At 48.9% G+C, this 15,573-nt stretch carries 8 protein-coding genes and 1 pseudogene; 7 read left to right on the top strand and 2 right to left on the bottom strand.

What is annotated here, in order from left to right; translation table 11 throughout:
• Positions 1-266 precede the first annotated feature (266 nt).
• Both ATN88_RS15850 and ATN88_RS15845 read left to right on the top strand, forming a co-directional pair.
• Positions 267-515, top strand: coding sequence for a hypothetical protein (locus ATN88_RS15850; protein ID WP_067417965.1), 249 nt, complete (start codon positions 267-269; stop codon positions 513-515).
• Between the two features lie 298 nt (positions 516-813).
• Complete coding sequence (locus ATN88_RS15845; RefSeq protein ID WP_067417962.1) at positions 814-2,181, top strand: permease; 1,368 nt, start codon at positions 814-816, stop codon at positions 2,179-2,181.
• A gap of 43 nt (positions 2,182-2,224) precedes the next feature.
• Here ATN88_RS15845 and ATN88_RS15840 read toward each other — a convergent pair whose 3' ends face one another.
• Positions 2,225-7,696 (bottom strand): cadherin domain-containing protein, encoded by a 5,472-nt coding sequence (locus tag ATN88_RS15840; protein ID WP_067417959.1) that lies wholly within the window; start codon positions 7,694-7,696, stop codon positions 2,225-2,227.
• 291 nt (positions 7,697-7,987) lie between these two features.
• Here ATN88_RS15840 and ATN88_RS15835 point away from each other — a divergent pair, with 291 nt between their 5' ends.
• The 5 genes and pseudogenes from ATN88_RS15835 (at position 7,988) to ATN88_RS15815 (ending at position 14,336) form a co-directional block, all read left to right on the top strand.
• Complete coding sequence (locus ATN88_RS15835) at positions 7,988-9,472, top strand: carbon starvation CstA family protein (RefSeq protein ID WP_067417956.1); 1,485 nt, start codon at positions 7,988-7,990, stop codon at positions 9,470-9,472.
• A gap of 100 nt (positions 9,473-9,572) precedes the next feature.
• A pseudogene (locus tag ATN88_RS15830) lies at positions 9,573-11,269 on the top strand (LytS/YhcK type 5TM receptor domain-containing protein).
• Entirely contained in the window at positions 11,263-11,991 is a 729-nt protein-coding gene (gene btsR, locus ATN88_RS15825) for a two-component system response regulator BtsR (protein ID WP_067417953.1), read from the top strand. The pseudogene ATN88_RS15830 and the gene btsR overlap by 7 nt, the downstream one beginning before the upstream one ends.
• A 153-nt stretch (positions 11,992-12,144) precedes the next feature.
• On the top strand, positions 12,145-13,476 hold the full coding sequence (locus ATN88_RS15820) for an APC family permease (protein WP_157490734.1): 1,332 nt from the start codon (positions 12,145-12,147) through the stop codon (positions 13,474-13,476).
• Positions 13,449-14,336 carry a DMT family transporter gene (locus tag ATN88_RS15815; RefSeq protein WP_067417950.1) on the top strand — a complete coding sequence of 296 codons (888 nt, stop codon included), beginning with the start codon at positions 13,449-13,451 and terminating at the stop codon, positions 14,334-14,336. Before ATN88_RS15820 ends, ATN88_RS15815 begins: the two co-directional genes overlap by 28 nt.
• Before the next feature lie 4 nt (positions 14,337-14,340).
• Here ATN88_RS15815 and kch read toward each other — a convergent pair whose 3' ends face one another.
• Positions 14,341-15,549 (bottom strand): voltage-gated potassium channel protein, encoded by a 1,209-nt coding sequence (gene kch / locus ATN88_RS15810; RefSeq protein WP_067417947.1) that lies wholly within the window; start codon positions 15,547-15,549, stop codon positions 14,341-14,343.
• Positions 15,550-15,573 lie beyond the last annotated feature (24 nt).

Genomic DNA, 15,573 nt, shown 5'->3' with positions numbered 1-15,573 from the left:
AAAAAGGGTTTAGTGCCAGACTTGGTGGTGTCTAAATCCATTGAATAACGCAATTCCACTAGAGGACTACGCCTTAATAACACTCGCCTCCCGCGAACATTGTTATCGGCTATTGCCCCTGAAGGAAAGCGAAGAATATCGAACGCCACCGAGAACTTATGTTTCAGTTTTCCCACTGCTTTACCGCGTTTTTTCGGCGTTACAATGAAATCAAGTTAGGTAATAAATCCTTGTAAACAAACAGCTAGCACTAGCAGGAGGCCATTATGGCACAGCAAAAAACCAAAGTGTCTACTCATGAAACGATGGAACATGCTTATGGCGAAGGCGTAGAGCACAAACATAACAAAGATCATATGGATTACCGCGAGCACGAGCCAAGTCATGGGCATCATTTACACGGCGGCGTAAACGCGCACAAAGGCACTCATCACCACCACCGCACCACCCATCATCACCATCACTATTACGGCCCTGTCACGATCGTGATGGGACCTGATGACGACGAAGAATAGTTTTCGGTCAGTGAGAACTTATCTTTCAAGTTTCTCGCTGCTGTCCAGTATTTCTCTGGAAATACGATGACAGCGATTTTAATAAGATAGCTTTATTTCCACGCTTCTTAGAGGCACAGGAATAAGCAAGTTTGACTGACGCTCTATTGATCTAGTCGCTCCATTGTTTCCATGAACAGGAACCATCATAACAACAGCGTCAGTCACTCCTCCCTCTGAACAGGAGCACAAACTTGCCCGACTCTCTCCTCTAAGTGTGCATGGTAAAGCTCCCATCTCACTAGGGTAGGTAGCAGATATGGGTGGCGAGAACAGTAATTTCATACTTCATATTTTCGATGTTTTCTTTAACATGGTTTGGCAAATCTATTGGCCGCTTGCGTTTGGTTTGATGCTTTCATCTTTCATTCGTAACTTGCTTCCTGTCGACACCGTGTCATCCAACCTTGGACACACCAACGTAAGAAGTCTTTCCATCACCACCATGCTTGGTGTTGTGTCTTCATCGTGCTCTTATGCAGCCGCATCCCTTTCCCACACTTTGCTGATTAAAAAAGCCACTATTGCTAATGCGATGGCGTTTTTAGTGTCGAGTACCAACCTGATACTCGAAATGTTTATCGTATTGGTTGCTCTGCTCGGTTGGACGTTTCTTTGGGGAGAAATATTAGGTGGCATTCTTCTGATCATCTTCGTCGCCGTCCTGTTTAGCCAATTCTTCCCTAAAGATGTGGAAGACGAACTCAGGGAAAAACTGGCGTCAGAAAATGCGCCCGCTGCAACGCACGACTGTGGCATGGATATGGGAGACATGGCTCATCACGACCATATGCACATGACGCACGATGAAAATCATGCAGATTGCGGCATGGATATGGGCGAGATGCATCATGAAAGTCATCAACACATGCACCATGAAGGTCACGACCACAACCATGCGCAAGAAGGTACGCACCCTGAAAGCAGCATGAGTGACTGCGGAATGGATATGGGTGGCAAAGACATGGGAAGCATGAGCCATCATGATCACGAACATATGCATATGGAGAACTCTGACACGGGTTCATCCATGGCAAAAATCACCAAAGCTGCCAGCTTTTTCCATATGGATTTAGCCATGATTGGCAAAGAAATCTTGATTGGTGTCGTGGTGTCTTCGCTTTTGATTGCCGTCGTTCCACTGGATGGCTGGCGCGCATTGTTCATCAGCAGTGACGCTAACCTTCCTATTTGGCTGCACTCTTTCCTCGATGTGATTATCGGGATATTCGTCGCCATGATTGCCTACGTCTGCTCGGTAGGTAACTTATTGCTCGCAGCAGCACTTTGGCATGGCGGAATCTCGTTTGGCGGTGTGATTGGCTTTATCCTGGCTGACGTGCTGACGATTCCGATGATGCGGGTTTATCAAAAGTACTATGGTCATCGCCCTGCAAAATGGATGGTTGGACTCCTGTTCGTGGCTATTCTCATGACAGGGTTGTGCATTGATGTTGTCTTCCATGCGTTGGGATTCGCCGTCAACGACTCGTCCTTAAGACCGCTCATTCAGGATGGCTTTGGTATGAACTTCACCACCATCATGAATCTGATTTTCATTCCCCTTTCCTTCTGGTTCTACAATGTTGGTAAAAAAGCCAACGCTGGCATGGGAATGAGTATGTAAACAAAACGGGGCTAAGTAGCCCCGTTTTTATTATGGACGTGAGTTAGTGGTCGATGGTCAATTGAGCTTGAAGCATCATATTCACCAAGACGAGCGAGCTCACTTCACCATCTGTTTTCCCCGATGTATCAATCGAGTAAGCGGCCGCCATGTCAGAAACTGATAAGTTATCAAACACGATTTGCTGGTCGACTGAACCATCACCATGGCTTGAGATACTGATAACCGCGTGTCCCGAACCATCATCAAGCACTGACAGGTAGTCATCTAACGTACCATCGCTCTCATCCTGCAATAAGTCCGATAAATCGAGCACATCGCTCTGCAAATCAAAGTCGGCAATGTGGTCAATCGTAACGCCAGTCGTGCCTTCCACGTCTGCATGCAGAAACTTAAAGGTGTCTGAGCCACTGCCGCCAGTGAGAGTGTCTCCACCCGCGCCGCCAACTATCAGGTCGTTTCCAAGGCCGCCATCGAGTGTATCTGCGCCGCCGCCACCAAAAATGGTTTCGTCTGCAGAAGTCCCGGTAAAACTGTCGTCAGAGCCCATGCCCGCAAAAGAGATGATAGGGTCATCCACGATGCTCACGGTGACGGTTGAGCTTACTGATTCTGATGAGTTTGAAACGTTGTAGGTGAAGACCTCTGTTTCATTGCTGCCATCACTGGCTGTTGTGAGATGAAACTGAAATTCGCCAGCGCGGTGCACGCCATAGTTTTCCGTGTATAGCGTAAATTCGCCGTGGTCTGTAGGAATAACAATGACACCTGAACCGTTTGGATTGTAAGTGGTACCGTTCCACTCGACCGATGTGACTTCGGCATCACCGGTGATACCAAGATCGTTATCAAGCACATTGCCTACACGATAGTGGAGATCAGCACCGACCTCTGACCCGTACGCCAAACTGGATTCGTAAACAGACACGACATCGGCGACAGCAGTCATCGAAAGGTCATGGGCGATGGTTAGCACCGCAGTATCAGAGTCTCCGTCATCATCCCCTAAGGTGTATGTAAATAGCTCATCGCTGTAAGGACCAGAGCCCGACACTGAAGAGACAAAGGAGTAGCTCCCTTCAGGGTTTATCGTCAGTGTCCCGTGCGTTGCTGTTATCGTTGTCGCACCGGAAATGAAATAGGTAGTCCCGTCATAGAGAACGGAGGTGACTTTAGCATCGGAAGCGGCCGAGTCTGTGCCGCCACTGTCTGAGATGACGTTGCCGTAAATGGTTCCTAGCTCGCCCACACTGTCACTGTCATCATTGGCAGTAATGTCCATATCGTCGACATTCAACGCCACCTTAGTCCAACTGCCGTCGCCTACGCGGTAGTAGAAGCTATCCTCGATGCTTGATGATGACGTATGGTCCAACAGTGGTGCGGTGTAGGTAAATGAGCCGTCAGGATTCACCGTGACCGTTCCCCCTAACGTTGTTGTCAATGTCACCGCAGCAGACACAGTAGATGCATCGCTACCACTGTTGTCCGTCGCAATCTCAATGGCGTTGTTGGTATCGCCAGTATCATTGGACAACAGACCCGAGCTCGCATTTACGGTGAGCGTTCCCTCTTCTGTCGCAGAGTAGGTATCTGCAACAGCAGAGAAATCATCAGTTAGAGTGATACCGAACGTCTTAATGGACACCGAACCGCCACTTGAAACGGCTCTCACTGTCACCGTTGGATTCGGGTCAGTTTCAAAATCGAGTTTGGAATTATCTCTGACTGTCACAACACCCGTGCTTGAGTTAATTTGAAAAGCACCGTTGTGATCATCCGTCAATGAATAGGTCACGCTGTCCTGTGTCGTGGATTTAGAGATCTGGTAGTTATTCCAAGGGTCTTGGAAGTGATAGCCCTTGGCAACATTGGACGTCATGCCATTGTATGTAACCGTTGCCCATACATCACTTCCGTTTGGAATGTTGTCTGTACCACTTGAGTTGGTACCGTACACCTTGTAATCACCATTAGTGGTAACTGTGTGAACCACAGTGTTTCCCACATAGAACTTCACCGTTGCTCCAGACGGTATACCACCAACATGCAAGCCTTGAATGGTATTACCCATGTGGCCGTGCCAAGCAACATACGTATTATCAATCCAATTAGATATGCCCCCTGGTGTTGCGGCCGCCGTGAGATTCACAGCTGTCCCGTTTGCAGCACTTTCACTGACGGAGTTGGAACCTCCATTGCTGTCCGTGATATTTGAGATGTTTGAACCAACCGTTTCGGACGTCACGTCTATGGTGTATTCCTTAGAGACGTGCGTACCATCTCCGGATGTGGCTTTGACTTCAATGGTCACTTGAGGATTTGTCGAGGCGTTAAGCAATGAATGATTTGCCACATAGACTTGCCCCGTTGATGCATTAATGCTGAAAGCGCCACCGTAGTCATTTGTCAGGCTATAGGTAACGCTGTCTCCATCTCCATCAACGGCTTGCGCTTGAAGATAGGTATATCCATTGCTCGCATCACCAACAAGGTTTTGCATCGAATCCGCATCGGAAAGCTCGCCAATACCTCCATCAATGATGTCGATATCAAAATCTTTTGTGCTGCTGGAGCCATCGCTTGAAGTCGCCACTATAGTAATGGTTTGCGTGGTATCGGTTAACGTGCTCACATCCGCAGCTATCGTCACCACACCCGTTGAGCTATTGATCGTGAACAGACCACTCGCATCATCAGAGAGGCTATAAACAATGTTGTCGCCGTCTGCATCAATAGCGGACGCGTCAATGCCAACGGTGTCGCCAATACTCGCCGTGTCTGACACTTGGTCGACGTCGGTATCTGTGTCTGTAATGGCACCAATGCTATTGTCAGTATCACCCATCGACGCATCCGCATTGGTCACGTCTATCACAAAGGATTGATTGTTAGTGCTGCCGTCTGAAGATTTCGCTTGAACAACGATGGTGTGCTGAGTCGCGGATTCATAGTTAAGGTTGCCATTGACCGTCACCACACCGGTTTTGGCATCAATCGCAAACATACCGCCTGCATTGTCGATAAGCGTATAAGTCACCGTGTCGGTTGCATCACTGTCAGAGGCACTTAGCGTCACTCCTACCTGAGAACCCACAGCAGCGTTTTCCGATACCGTATTTGCTCCAGAGTCGGTGTCTACCACCGCCGTAACAGCGTATTCGCTGGTGTCATCCGTCAAACCAATGGTGAGCGTTTGGGTACTGGTGCTCCCGTCCGTTGACGTCGCTAAGACGGTAATAACATGTGACGTGGCGGTCTCGTAATCCAAAGTGCCGTTGACCGTCACTTCCCCTGTTGATGGATTGATGGCAAACAGGCCACCCGCATCGTTGGTTAACGAGTAGGTTATCGAGTCTGATCCATCGCCGTCTTGAGAATGGAATGTCACGCCCACGGAGCTACCAATAGTAGCACTTTCGGACACGCTGTTTGCGCTAGCATCTGAGTCCGTTACCGCTGTCGCTGAAAACTCAGATGTATTGTCTGTCAGATTGATGGTGACCGTCTGAAACGTGGTCGAGCCATCGGTCGATTTGGCTTCAACGGTAATGTCGTGACTGGTCGCAGTTTCGTAATCTAACGCGGCAGCAACGGTCACAACGCCTGTCGTTGGGTTGATGGCAAACAACCCGCCCGCATCATCTGACAGTGAATAGGTTACGGTATCGGACAGATCGCTGTCACTCGCGGTGAATTGAACACCTACCGTGGAACCAATCGCCGCCGTTTCCAAAATCACATTGGCAGTTCCGTCAGTATCCGTCACTGCGGTCACAGAGAATTCCGTCTTGTCATCTTCCACTTGAATGGTGAAATTTTGGGAAGAAGAACTGCCATCGGTCGAGGTTGCTTTGACAGTAATGGTATGGTCAGTCGCGGTTTCATAATCTAGCGAACCATTTAGCGTAACCTCTCCCGTCGATGCATCAATCGTAAACAGCCCGCCTGCATCGTCGGTCAGTGTGTAGGTGATGGAGTCCGTGCCATCACCGTCTTCCGAGTGAAAATCAATACCCACACTCGCACCGTTTGCCGCACTCTCAGAGACGCTGTTAGCGGTAGCATCGGTATCGGTGACGGTTGTGGCTGAAAACTCGGAGGTATCGTCGGTGATGTTTATGGTGACGGTTTGATTGGTTGTTGTGCCGTCCGTAGATGTTGCTACAACGGTGATGTTGTGACTGGTTGCCGTTTCATAATCCAATGCGGCTGCGACCGTGACTTCACCTGTCGTCGAATCGATTTGGAATAAACCTCCAGCATCATCAGAGAGCGAATAGCTAATCGTATCCGAAAGGTCACCATCCGACGCAGCAAAGTTGACGCCAACGGATGTACCGATTGCAGCACTTTCCAGTACGACATTGGGGTTGGCGTCATTATCTGTTACTGCGGAAATGCTGAATTCAGTGTTGTCGTCTGTGAGATCAATCGTAAAGGTTTGTGTGGTGCTGCTGCCATCCGTCGACGTTGCTTGTACCACTATGGTTTGTGATTGCGCGATTTCATAATCAAGCAGTGAGGAGTCTGCCACCGTGACTTCACCCGTTTCACTATCGATTTCAAAGGTACCGCCTGCGTCATCAATCAGTTCGTACGTAATGTAGTCGCCATCTTCGTCAATGGCACTGACAGTCAGCCCCGTGGAACTGCCATTGGTAATACTCTCAGATACTTCACCTTGCACCCCATTTATCGCCGAAATGGATGACACCGCATTGTCTGTGTCTCCCTCTTCTGGAGAGCTGTCGGTCAGTGAAATCGTAAAGGTTTTCGTCTGGGTTTGATTGTCTTCCGAGGTTGCCGTGACCTCTATTTCGTAAGACGTCGCTGTTTCATAGTCTAAATTGCCTGCGACTGTGACGACGCCTGTTTCTGGGTCGATGGCAAAGAGACCACCCGCATCTTTGCTCAAAGAATAAGTAACTTCACCGTGCCCATCGTCAAACTCCTTTGCGGCTCTAATTCCTACCTCATCGCCAATCATGGCGTTTTCGCTAATGATATTCTCACCGTCATCGAGGTCGATGATTTCAGCCAGTGGGAACATGCGACCAACGAGATCGAGTTGGAAAGGAGAGAGTTCGCCGAAAATACCCTTGGTGTCGAACCCTGCCATGTCAGACATGGCGACACCGCTGTTCAAGCACCCTTCAATGACAGAGAGAGGCACGCGCGTCTCATCGTGAGATTCGTCGTCTTCATCGTCGTTTTTTCTGCTGATTTGAATGCCAGAGTTGGCAAGACCAATCACAGAGGCAATCCCTGAATTAGGAAACGACTGGGACATCACATCGTCCAATCCGTCATTAGCAATCGCGGAGAACACAGGCTGTGGGCCATAGTCTGCAATCACGAACGCAGTGGCGCGACTCCCCAAACCCGGATAGTCGGTGCTTCCTGGAGAGGCCATAAAACTGGCGTCGTGAAAGGCAATGATCAAATCACCTGCAAATCCTACATCGTTCCCGTTAACAACACGAAGTTCACCGTCAGGAGAAACTGCAATCATATCCCCAACCTCAAGGTCAAAAATGGCTAACCTAAATTCCGCGCTCCCCTCTGTTTCCTTGCGCTAGGCCACACTGAAAATCACGCAGACACACTTTCCTTCATTAAAAATAGTACATATGTCTCACTATTGGTCAGATGAGTGTTTGGACCATTATTTTCGGCCTCGCCACTTAGCCCGCGATGCTGCCGTTTACCACGCTATTCTTCCACTTACCTTTTGAGCCACTGCTCTCTTGCCTCAAACCCCGTAAATTAGCCACAGTGCATTAACTCAATAAGGACGATTGCCATGATGTGGTTCCTCTTCTGCGTAGCAGCCCTTGTCGGCGGCTACTTCATTTACGGAGCTTTTGTAGAAAAAATCTTCGGTATCAATGAAAACCGCAAAACCCCCGCTCACACTAAAAACGACGGCGTTGACTATGTGCCAATGTCGACACCAAAGGTTTACCTCGTTCAGTTGCTAAACATCGCAGGTGTTGGCCCGATTTTTGGTCCTATCATGGGGGCGCTGTATGGCCCAGCAGCGATGCTTTGGATTGTGGTGGGTTGTATCTTCGCGGGTGCGGTTCACGACTACTTCTCTGGCATGCTGTCTATCCGCAATGGCGGTGCTTCGGTTCCTAGCATCACAGGTCGCTACCTGGGTAATGGCGCAAAACATTTTATGAACATCTTTGCCATTATCTTGTTGCTTCTCGTGGGTGTGGTGTTCGTTTCTGCGCCAGCAGGCATGATCACTAACTTGATCAACGAGCAAACCAGTCTGACGGTCAGCATGACCTTCATGGTTGTCGTCATTTTCGCGTACTACATTCTGGCGACTATCGTTCCTGTCGACAAAATCATCGGCCGTTTCTACCCGTTCTTTGGCGCACTGCTGATTTTCATGTCTGTCGGCTTGATGACAGCAATTGGCCTGTCAGATGAACACACTGTGATGGGTGGCTTCGAAATCTCGGACATGTTTACCAACATGAACCCTGACGACATGCCGCTGTGGCCTGCACTGTTTATCACCATCGCATGTGGCGCAATTTCTGGCTTCCACGCAACCCAGTCTCCACTGATGGCACGTTGTATGGAAAACGAAAAGAATGGTCGTTTCGTGTTCTATGGCGCAATGATCGGCGAAGGTATCATCGCTCTGATTTGGTGTACCATCGCTCTGTCTTTCTTCGGCTCACTGGAAGAATTGAACACTGCGGTTGCTAACGGTGGCCCAGGTAACGTTGTATACGGCGCGTCGTTTGGCTTGCTGGGTGTATTCGGTGGCGTTATCGCCTTCTTGGGTGTGGTTATCCTGCCAATCACGTCCGGTGATACCGCGTTCCGCTCTAGCCGCCTGATTTTGGCTGAATACTTCAACATGGAACAAAAGACGCTGCGTAACCGTCTGATTGTTGCCGTCCCTCTCTTTGTTGTCGGTGGTATTCTGACGCAAGTCGATTTCGGTATTATCTGGCGCTACTTTGGTTTCGCGAACCAAGCGACTGCTGTAATGATGCTGTGGACTGCATCAGCTTACCTGCTGCGTCACAACAAACTGCACTGGATTACCACGCTGCCAGCGATGTTTATGACAACCGTGTGTGTCACCTTCATCCTGAACAACAGCACCTTGGGCTTTGGCTTGCCAATGAACATTTCAACCGCTGCTGGCATCATCTTCGCACTGGGTGTAACGGGTCTTGTCATCAAGACCTCAAAAGGCAAAGGTGAAGACGATCTGGCTGACGAAGAAAAACCAGAAGTTGTGACCAAAACAGCGTAATGAATCATTAAGACGAAGAACAAGAGCCTGCACTGTCAGGCTCTTGTTGTTTCTACCTCAGACGAGAATAAAATAGCGAAAACTCCCTGTAAGGCCTGATATGGAACTTGTCATCTCCCTACTTCAGCAGATGTGTGTTTACCTTGTACTCGCATACATGTTGAGTAAAACGCCCATTATTCTTCCGCTGCTGAACATTTCGTCCCGTTTAAGCCACCGCATTATTTGTTATGTCCTTTTCTCTGGCTTTTGCGTATTAGGCAGCTACTTTGGGCTGCAATTTAACGACGCCATTGCAAATACCCGCGCCATTGGTGCCGTCATGGGCGGCCTCTTTGGCGGACCTGTCGTCGGCTTTTTTGTCGGACTGACGGGCGGACTTCACCGCTATTCTTTGGGTGGGTTTACAGACGTCGCCTGCGCAATTTCTACCACGGCAGAAGGACTGATTGGCGGCTTGCTTCACGTCTATTTTGTGCGGAGAAATCAGCTTACTGCCCTGTTCAATCCGGCGGTCGTTTTCTGTATCACCTTGTTTGCTGAAGTGGCACAGATGCTCATCATCCTCTTGGTCGCTAAACCCTTCGACCAAGCTTATGCATTGGTGTCTGCCATTGCAGCCCCGATGATCATCGCCAACTCCATTGGTGCAGCCTTGTTTGTCAGCATCCTTCAGGATCAAAAAACCATCTTCGAAAAATACTCCGCGACCTTTTCCCGTCGGGCACTCAAAATCGCAGAGCGATGTGTCGGCATTTTGCATAGCGGATTTAACAGCCAAAACGCGGGGAAAATCGCCCGCATCGTTTACGAAGAAACGCGTGTGGGTGCGGTTGCCATTAGTGATAAGGAAAAAATCCTCGCCTTTGTAGCATTGGCGATGACCACCACTTGCCAGATACCGTGATTTCCTCGCAAGCAACCAAAGACGCAATCGCGATGGACAAAATTATCTACCACGATGGCAGCGAAAATCCCTATCAGTGCTCTATTTCTCCCGACTGCAAACTGGGCTCAGCACTCATTATTCCTTTGCGTTCTGGCGATGAGGTCGTCGGAACCATCAAGCTTTACGAGCGTAAGCACAAGCTGTTTTCCACCATCAATATGTCGATGGCAGAAGGTATCGCGCAGCTGCTGTCGAGCCAGATTTTGTTTAGCGGCTACTTACAGCAGAAGTCCTTGCTGACACAATCAGAAATTAAGCTGCTTCAAGCACAGATTAACCCGCATTTCTTGTTTAATGCTTTGAACACCATCAGTGCGGTTATCCGTCGCAATCCGGACAAGGCACGCGAACTGATTCAAAACTTGTCGCAGTTCTTTAGAAGTAATCTCAAGCAGAACATCAACACGGTGACGCTTCGAGAAGAGTTAGCGCATGTGAATGCCTATTTGAGCATCGAGAAAGCGCGCTTTACCGACAGACTGAATGTGGTCATCGATATTCAAGATCACTTGCTGGATATCGCACTTCCAAGCTTTACGCTTCAGCCGTTGGTGGAAAACGCCATTAAACATGGAATATCGCAATCCCTTGAAGGTGGAGAGATTCGTATTTTCAGTGAGGAAACTGAAAATGGATTTGCCATTGTCGTCGAAGACAACGCCGGAACATATCAGCCTCCAAACCCCGACCATCAAGGGCTGGGCATGGAAATTGTGACTAAACGATTAGAAAACCATTTTGGCCGTGATGCATCGCTAAAAATCGATATGCAACCAAACCAATTCACGCGAATGACGTTTATCATCCCGTCCGTTATAGCTCACAAGAGTATTGAAGCAACATGCTAACCGCCCTTGTTATTGATGACGAACAGTTTGCCCGAGAAGAGCTCACCGAGCTGTTGACGGAAACGGGGATCGTAAATGTCATTGATGATGCCCCAAACGCGATCATTGGCTTGCAGAAAATAAATGCGTTCCGGCCAGATGTCGTCTTTCTTGATATTCAAATGCCTCAGGTATCTGGCTTAGAGCTTCTTTCTATGTTGGACCCGAATAACATGCCTTACGTGGTTTTTGTAACGGCGTACGACGACTATGCTCTGCAGGCATTTGAAGATAATGCGTTTGATTATTTGTTGAAGCCTGTCGAGCCGTCTCGTTTACAAAAAACCGTTCTGCGGCTTCAAAAAAGCCTCAATACGCTGACACAACAACAAAACTTCTCACCGCTGGCGTCCAGCTCACTGGCGCAAATACCTTGTTCGGGTCATAACCGTATATTGCTCGTGCCCACCAGCGAAGTTGAGAGCGTTAAGTCAGATTTAAGCGGTGTTCATATTCAATCTTCACAATTGAATGGCACCACGCAACTCACGTTGAAAACCTTGGAAGAAAAAACCCCGCTGATCCGTTGCCATCGACAGTATTTGGTCAATGTGAATCATATTCGTGAGATAAAATTGCTTGATAACGGGCTAGCGGAAGTTACAACAACAAGCCGCTTTCAAGTTCCTGTCAGCCGCCGCTTTCTTAAGCCACTCAAAGAGCACATAGGCATCTCTACCTAGCAAGCTCGCCTGCAATTTGTCCTATCGAAATCATTGCCGTGTTGCCGCTAAATATTGAGCATCACGGCATTTGTCACTGATCCGCGTCATATGCCCTCAAACAGATGAACTATTCTCCTTGATACTGAATCGCAGTCGCCCCAAGGAATACGGATGTCAGACTCAAATCCTCTCCATCATCACAGGCATATCAGCATCTGGGGCGTGGCAGCATTAGGTATTGGTTCGATGGTGGGTGCAGGGGTCTTTGCCTTGCTCGGCCAAATTGCAATCAATGTCCGGGGAGACACCTGGATAGCTTTTGTGCTCGCCGGCATCGCAGCTCTGTTTTCAGGATACTCTTACGCCAGACTCAGTGCTGTTTACCCATCCCGCGGTGGTGTTACCGATTTCTTTGCGCTGGGAATGGGCTCGCCCGTTGTTGAGCGCGCGCTCGCTTGCCTTTATTTGATTACCTTAATACTCACGCTCGCGTTGATCGCGAAGGCCTTTGGGGCATATGCCGCACGCATTCTACATCAGCCCGAGCACAGTGATTGGGTCAATATTTACGCTACAGGCATCATGGTGTTACTGACCATCATTAACTTGCTTGGCTCAAAAACAGTTGGGCGTGTCGAGCTTGTTTTAGTGGCAGTGAAACTTATCATCCTGTTTCTTTTCATCGTGGTCGGTGCGATTACGCTCAAACCAAGTATGCTCGATGTGCATCAAGATGTTTCTTCCTCCATGATGTTTTCCAGCATTGGGCTGGCCTTCTTCGCCTATTCGGGATTTGGACTCATGGCCAGTGCCTCAGCCGATGTCTCCAACCCAGAAAAAGATATGCCTCGCGCCTTTATGCTCGCCATTGGGTTAGTGATTGTACTTTATGTGGTACTGGCACTGGTTGTGTTGGGCAATGTGAGCCCAGAAGATCTTATCAAATACACTGACACAGCCGTCGCGCAAGCCGCTGCACCAATACTCGGGAGCTTTGGCTTTTTCCTTGTGTCTGTCGCCGCGCTCTTCGCGACCGCCTCTTCCATCGTGGCGAATGTATTTTCTATGTTAAACGTGTCAAAAGAGATGGGAGGCTCAGGCATTCTGCCATCTGCATTCAGACAAACTATGTTTGCAGGGGGCAGTAAGGGGTTCTTTTTACTGATTGCGCTGGTTATGCTGCTGACTAACTTTTTCAACCTCTCCTTCATTGCCAATGTCGCCAGTGCCACTTTCCTTGCCTGCTACATCGCTGTTTTTGTCGTATGCTGGCGCAGGCGAAAGGCGTGCCATGCGAACGCATTGCTTCTAGCGATCGGTTTCATTTTTATGGTCGGGATTTTTACGACCTTTATCGCTGAAATGATCATGCTGGCCTTTGGCTACAATGTGGGACATTGGCAGGTGCCATTTTGCTTAGCTTGGCAATTGGCTGGCGTGAACCGAATACCAATAACTCTGACTAGCAGAAACCGATGTTTGCAACCCTTTCAAGCAGGTTGACTGGCCTGCAAGGTGAATCCAAAGGACGCCTTTACACGCTTATTGGCGTAATGATTTTAAGCTTTGACAGCTTGTTAGTGCGCTTGATTGATAGCGACCCATGGACGCTGATCTTTTGGCGTGGCTTACTGCCCTCTATCGTTTATTTTCTCGTTCAGTGGCACAACGACAAATCGATCATTGAACAGCACTTTTTCAAGCCCTCTATTAGTACCTTGCTCACGGCTCTCTTGCTCGCCGCATCCACGATTTGCTTCGTGTTTTCCTTGGACAATACCCAAGTCACCAGCACCTTAGTGATCGCCAACACCGCGCCATTGATCACTGCTGTTCTGGCTTTCTTTTTCTTGAAGGAGAAACTTGCGCGCTCAACCGTTATCGCAATTCTGGTGTCCGTTGGCGGCATATGGCTAGTATTTGGCTATCAACCAACCACCGCCGAGCTTGAAGGCGATTCGTTAGCTTTGGTTACCGCGTTATCCATGTCGGTGTATCTCATCATGCTGCGCAAAACACAGGCGCGGTATGCCACGGTATTCTTGATTTATGGAGGGTTATTTACAGCGGTAATTGCACTCATAGCAGGGGCGAAACCTTTTGAATTACCCCCCCTACATGCTGTATTCGTGTTTATGCTTTGCTGCGTTGTGTTGCCGTGCTCGTTTCTGTTTATCAACCTAGGGCCACGTTACTTGCCCGCCGCAGAAGCAAGCTTGATATTGCTGTTAGAAATCCTATTTGGCCCTTTGTTGGTTTGGTTGATACTTGGTGAAGCTCCCTCGCTTTCTGTTGCGCTCGGCGCGGGGATTATTCTGACAACGCTTGTCACCTATACCCTTTACGGCCAGAGGCACAGGTAACGACTTAGTCCTCTTTCATCAGCCCTTTGCCTGAGCCAAGAAGCATATCAAGCAGCTGGTCGTTATCTATTGACTCGCCAGACAACACGCTTGCCAGAATCATGCTGCCAAACAGTTGAGGTGAAATAAGCACGTCCGCATTTACCTGCTTCACCTTGTTCAAGTTCTTGGCATCATTCACTGCCGCCACCACTTTAATGTCTGGCGAGATGGCTTTTACCGACAGCACAATAAAGGCGTTGGTCGCATCGTCTTCTGTGAGTGCCAGCACAGCACGACATTGCTCTGCACCGGCATTGGTCAGAAATTCACTGTCTGTGCTGTCACCGGACAAGATGTCAATTTTCTTGCCGATACGCTGTTCGATCGCCGGGAATTTGTCCTCGTCTTCAATGGTAAGCAGTGTGACGGGTAAATCCCGCTTGGAAAGCTGCCACACCGTACTGACTGCCAGCACAGATGTGCCACACACGAGGAAATGATTCTTCCGATTCATTGGCTTCTGCGCTCCTTTTACCAGCTTGTTTAAGCCACCTTTAATGATTGGACCAAAAACTGTCGTTAACGACGTTGCGAACACCGTGATACCCGCAATGATGACAGAGACGGTAAACAACCTCGCCGTCTCCGTTTGAGGAATGATGTCGCCATACCCAACGGTAGTCATGGTGACCATGGAGAAGTAAAATGCGGTCATCAAATCATGAATTTGCGGGTGGAACCCACCGCCGAAATACAGGGCTCCGTAAGTTGAATAAAACAGCAATACGGCAAAACTGATGAAGGCTGCGATCCCCCCCGCCGTCGCACTCGAACGGTGAAAATCTTTGCCCAACATAAAGAGCAAAACTGCTGTCCCAGCACTGAGGTATAAGTGCTTTCCTAAGTGTGGGAAGAAGTGCCAGTTAAACGTGAACGCAATGATGAGCAAAATCAGACTCACCGCCCAAGCAACGCGCGCGCGATATAACAAGCCCAATGCATTGAGCATCAGAAACACGCCGAGTAACAGCCAAGGGCCATTTGCGGCATGTGCCCAGTCTATGTTGGTGAAATTCTTGATATTGAAGAGAGCAACAAGGTCGAGTTTTTGACCCCATACTGCGCGAAAGATGATGACGCCATTGATAAAGACGAGACCGGCAATCAAGATGTGTCGAAGGTAGAGTAACAGGTTAACAACCTTGTCCCATTTGGCTTTATCCCACTTCAATGCGTCTTCTCTCCTTGGCCTTTT

The organism is Enterovibrio coralii, assembly GCF_001559595.1.
GTDB lineage: Bacteria > Pseudomonadota > Gammaproteobacteria > Enterobacterales > Vibrionaceae > Enterovibrio > Enterovibrio coralii.
The sequence above is the reverse complement of the archived record's forward strand: the minus strand, read 5'-3'. Positions and strand labels throughout refer to the sequence as shown.

Excerpts from the sequence above, each read along its gene's own strand:
- ATN88_RS15850 (WP_067417965.1), top strand. The coding sequence starts at position 267 with ATGGCACAGCAAAAAACCAAAGTGTCTACTCATGAAACGATGGAACAT.
- ATN88_RS15845 (WP_067417962.1), top strand. The coding sequence starts at position 814 with ATGGGTGGCGAGAACAGTAATTTCATACTTCATATTTTCGATGTTTTC.
- ATN88_RS15840 (WP_067417959.1), bottom strand. The coding sequence starts at position 7,696 with ATGATTGCAGTTTCTCCTGACGGTGAACTTCGTGTTGTTAACGGGAAC.
- ATN88_RS15835 (WP_067417956.1), top strand. The coding sequence starts at position 7,988 with ATGATGTGGTTCCTCTTCTGCGTAGCAGCCCTTGTCGGCGGCTACTTC.
- btsR (WP_067417953.1), top strand. The coding sequence starts at position 11,263 with ATGCTAACCGCCCTTGTTATTGATGACGAACAGTTTGCCCGAGAAGAG.
- ATN88_RS15820 (WP_157490734.1), top strand. The coding sequence starts at position 12,145 with ATGTCAGACTCAAATCCTCTCCATCATCACAGGCATATCAGCATCTGG.
- ATN88_RS15815 (WP_067417950.1), top strand. The coding sequence starts at position 13,449 with ATGTTTGCAACCCTTTCAAGCAGGTTGACTGGCCTGCAAGGTGAATCC.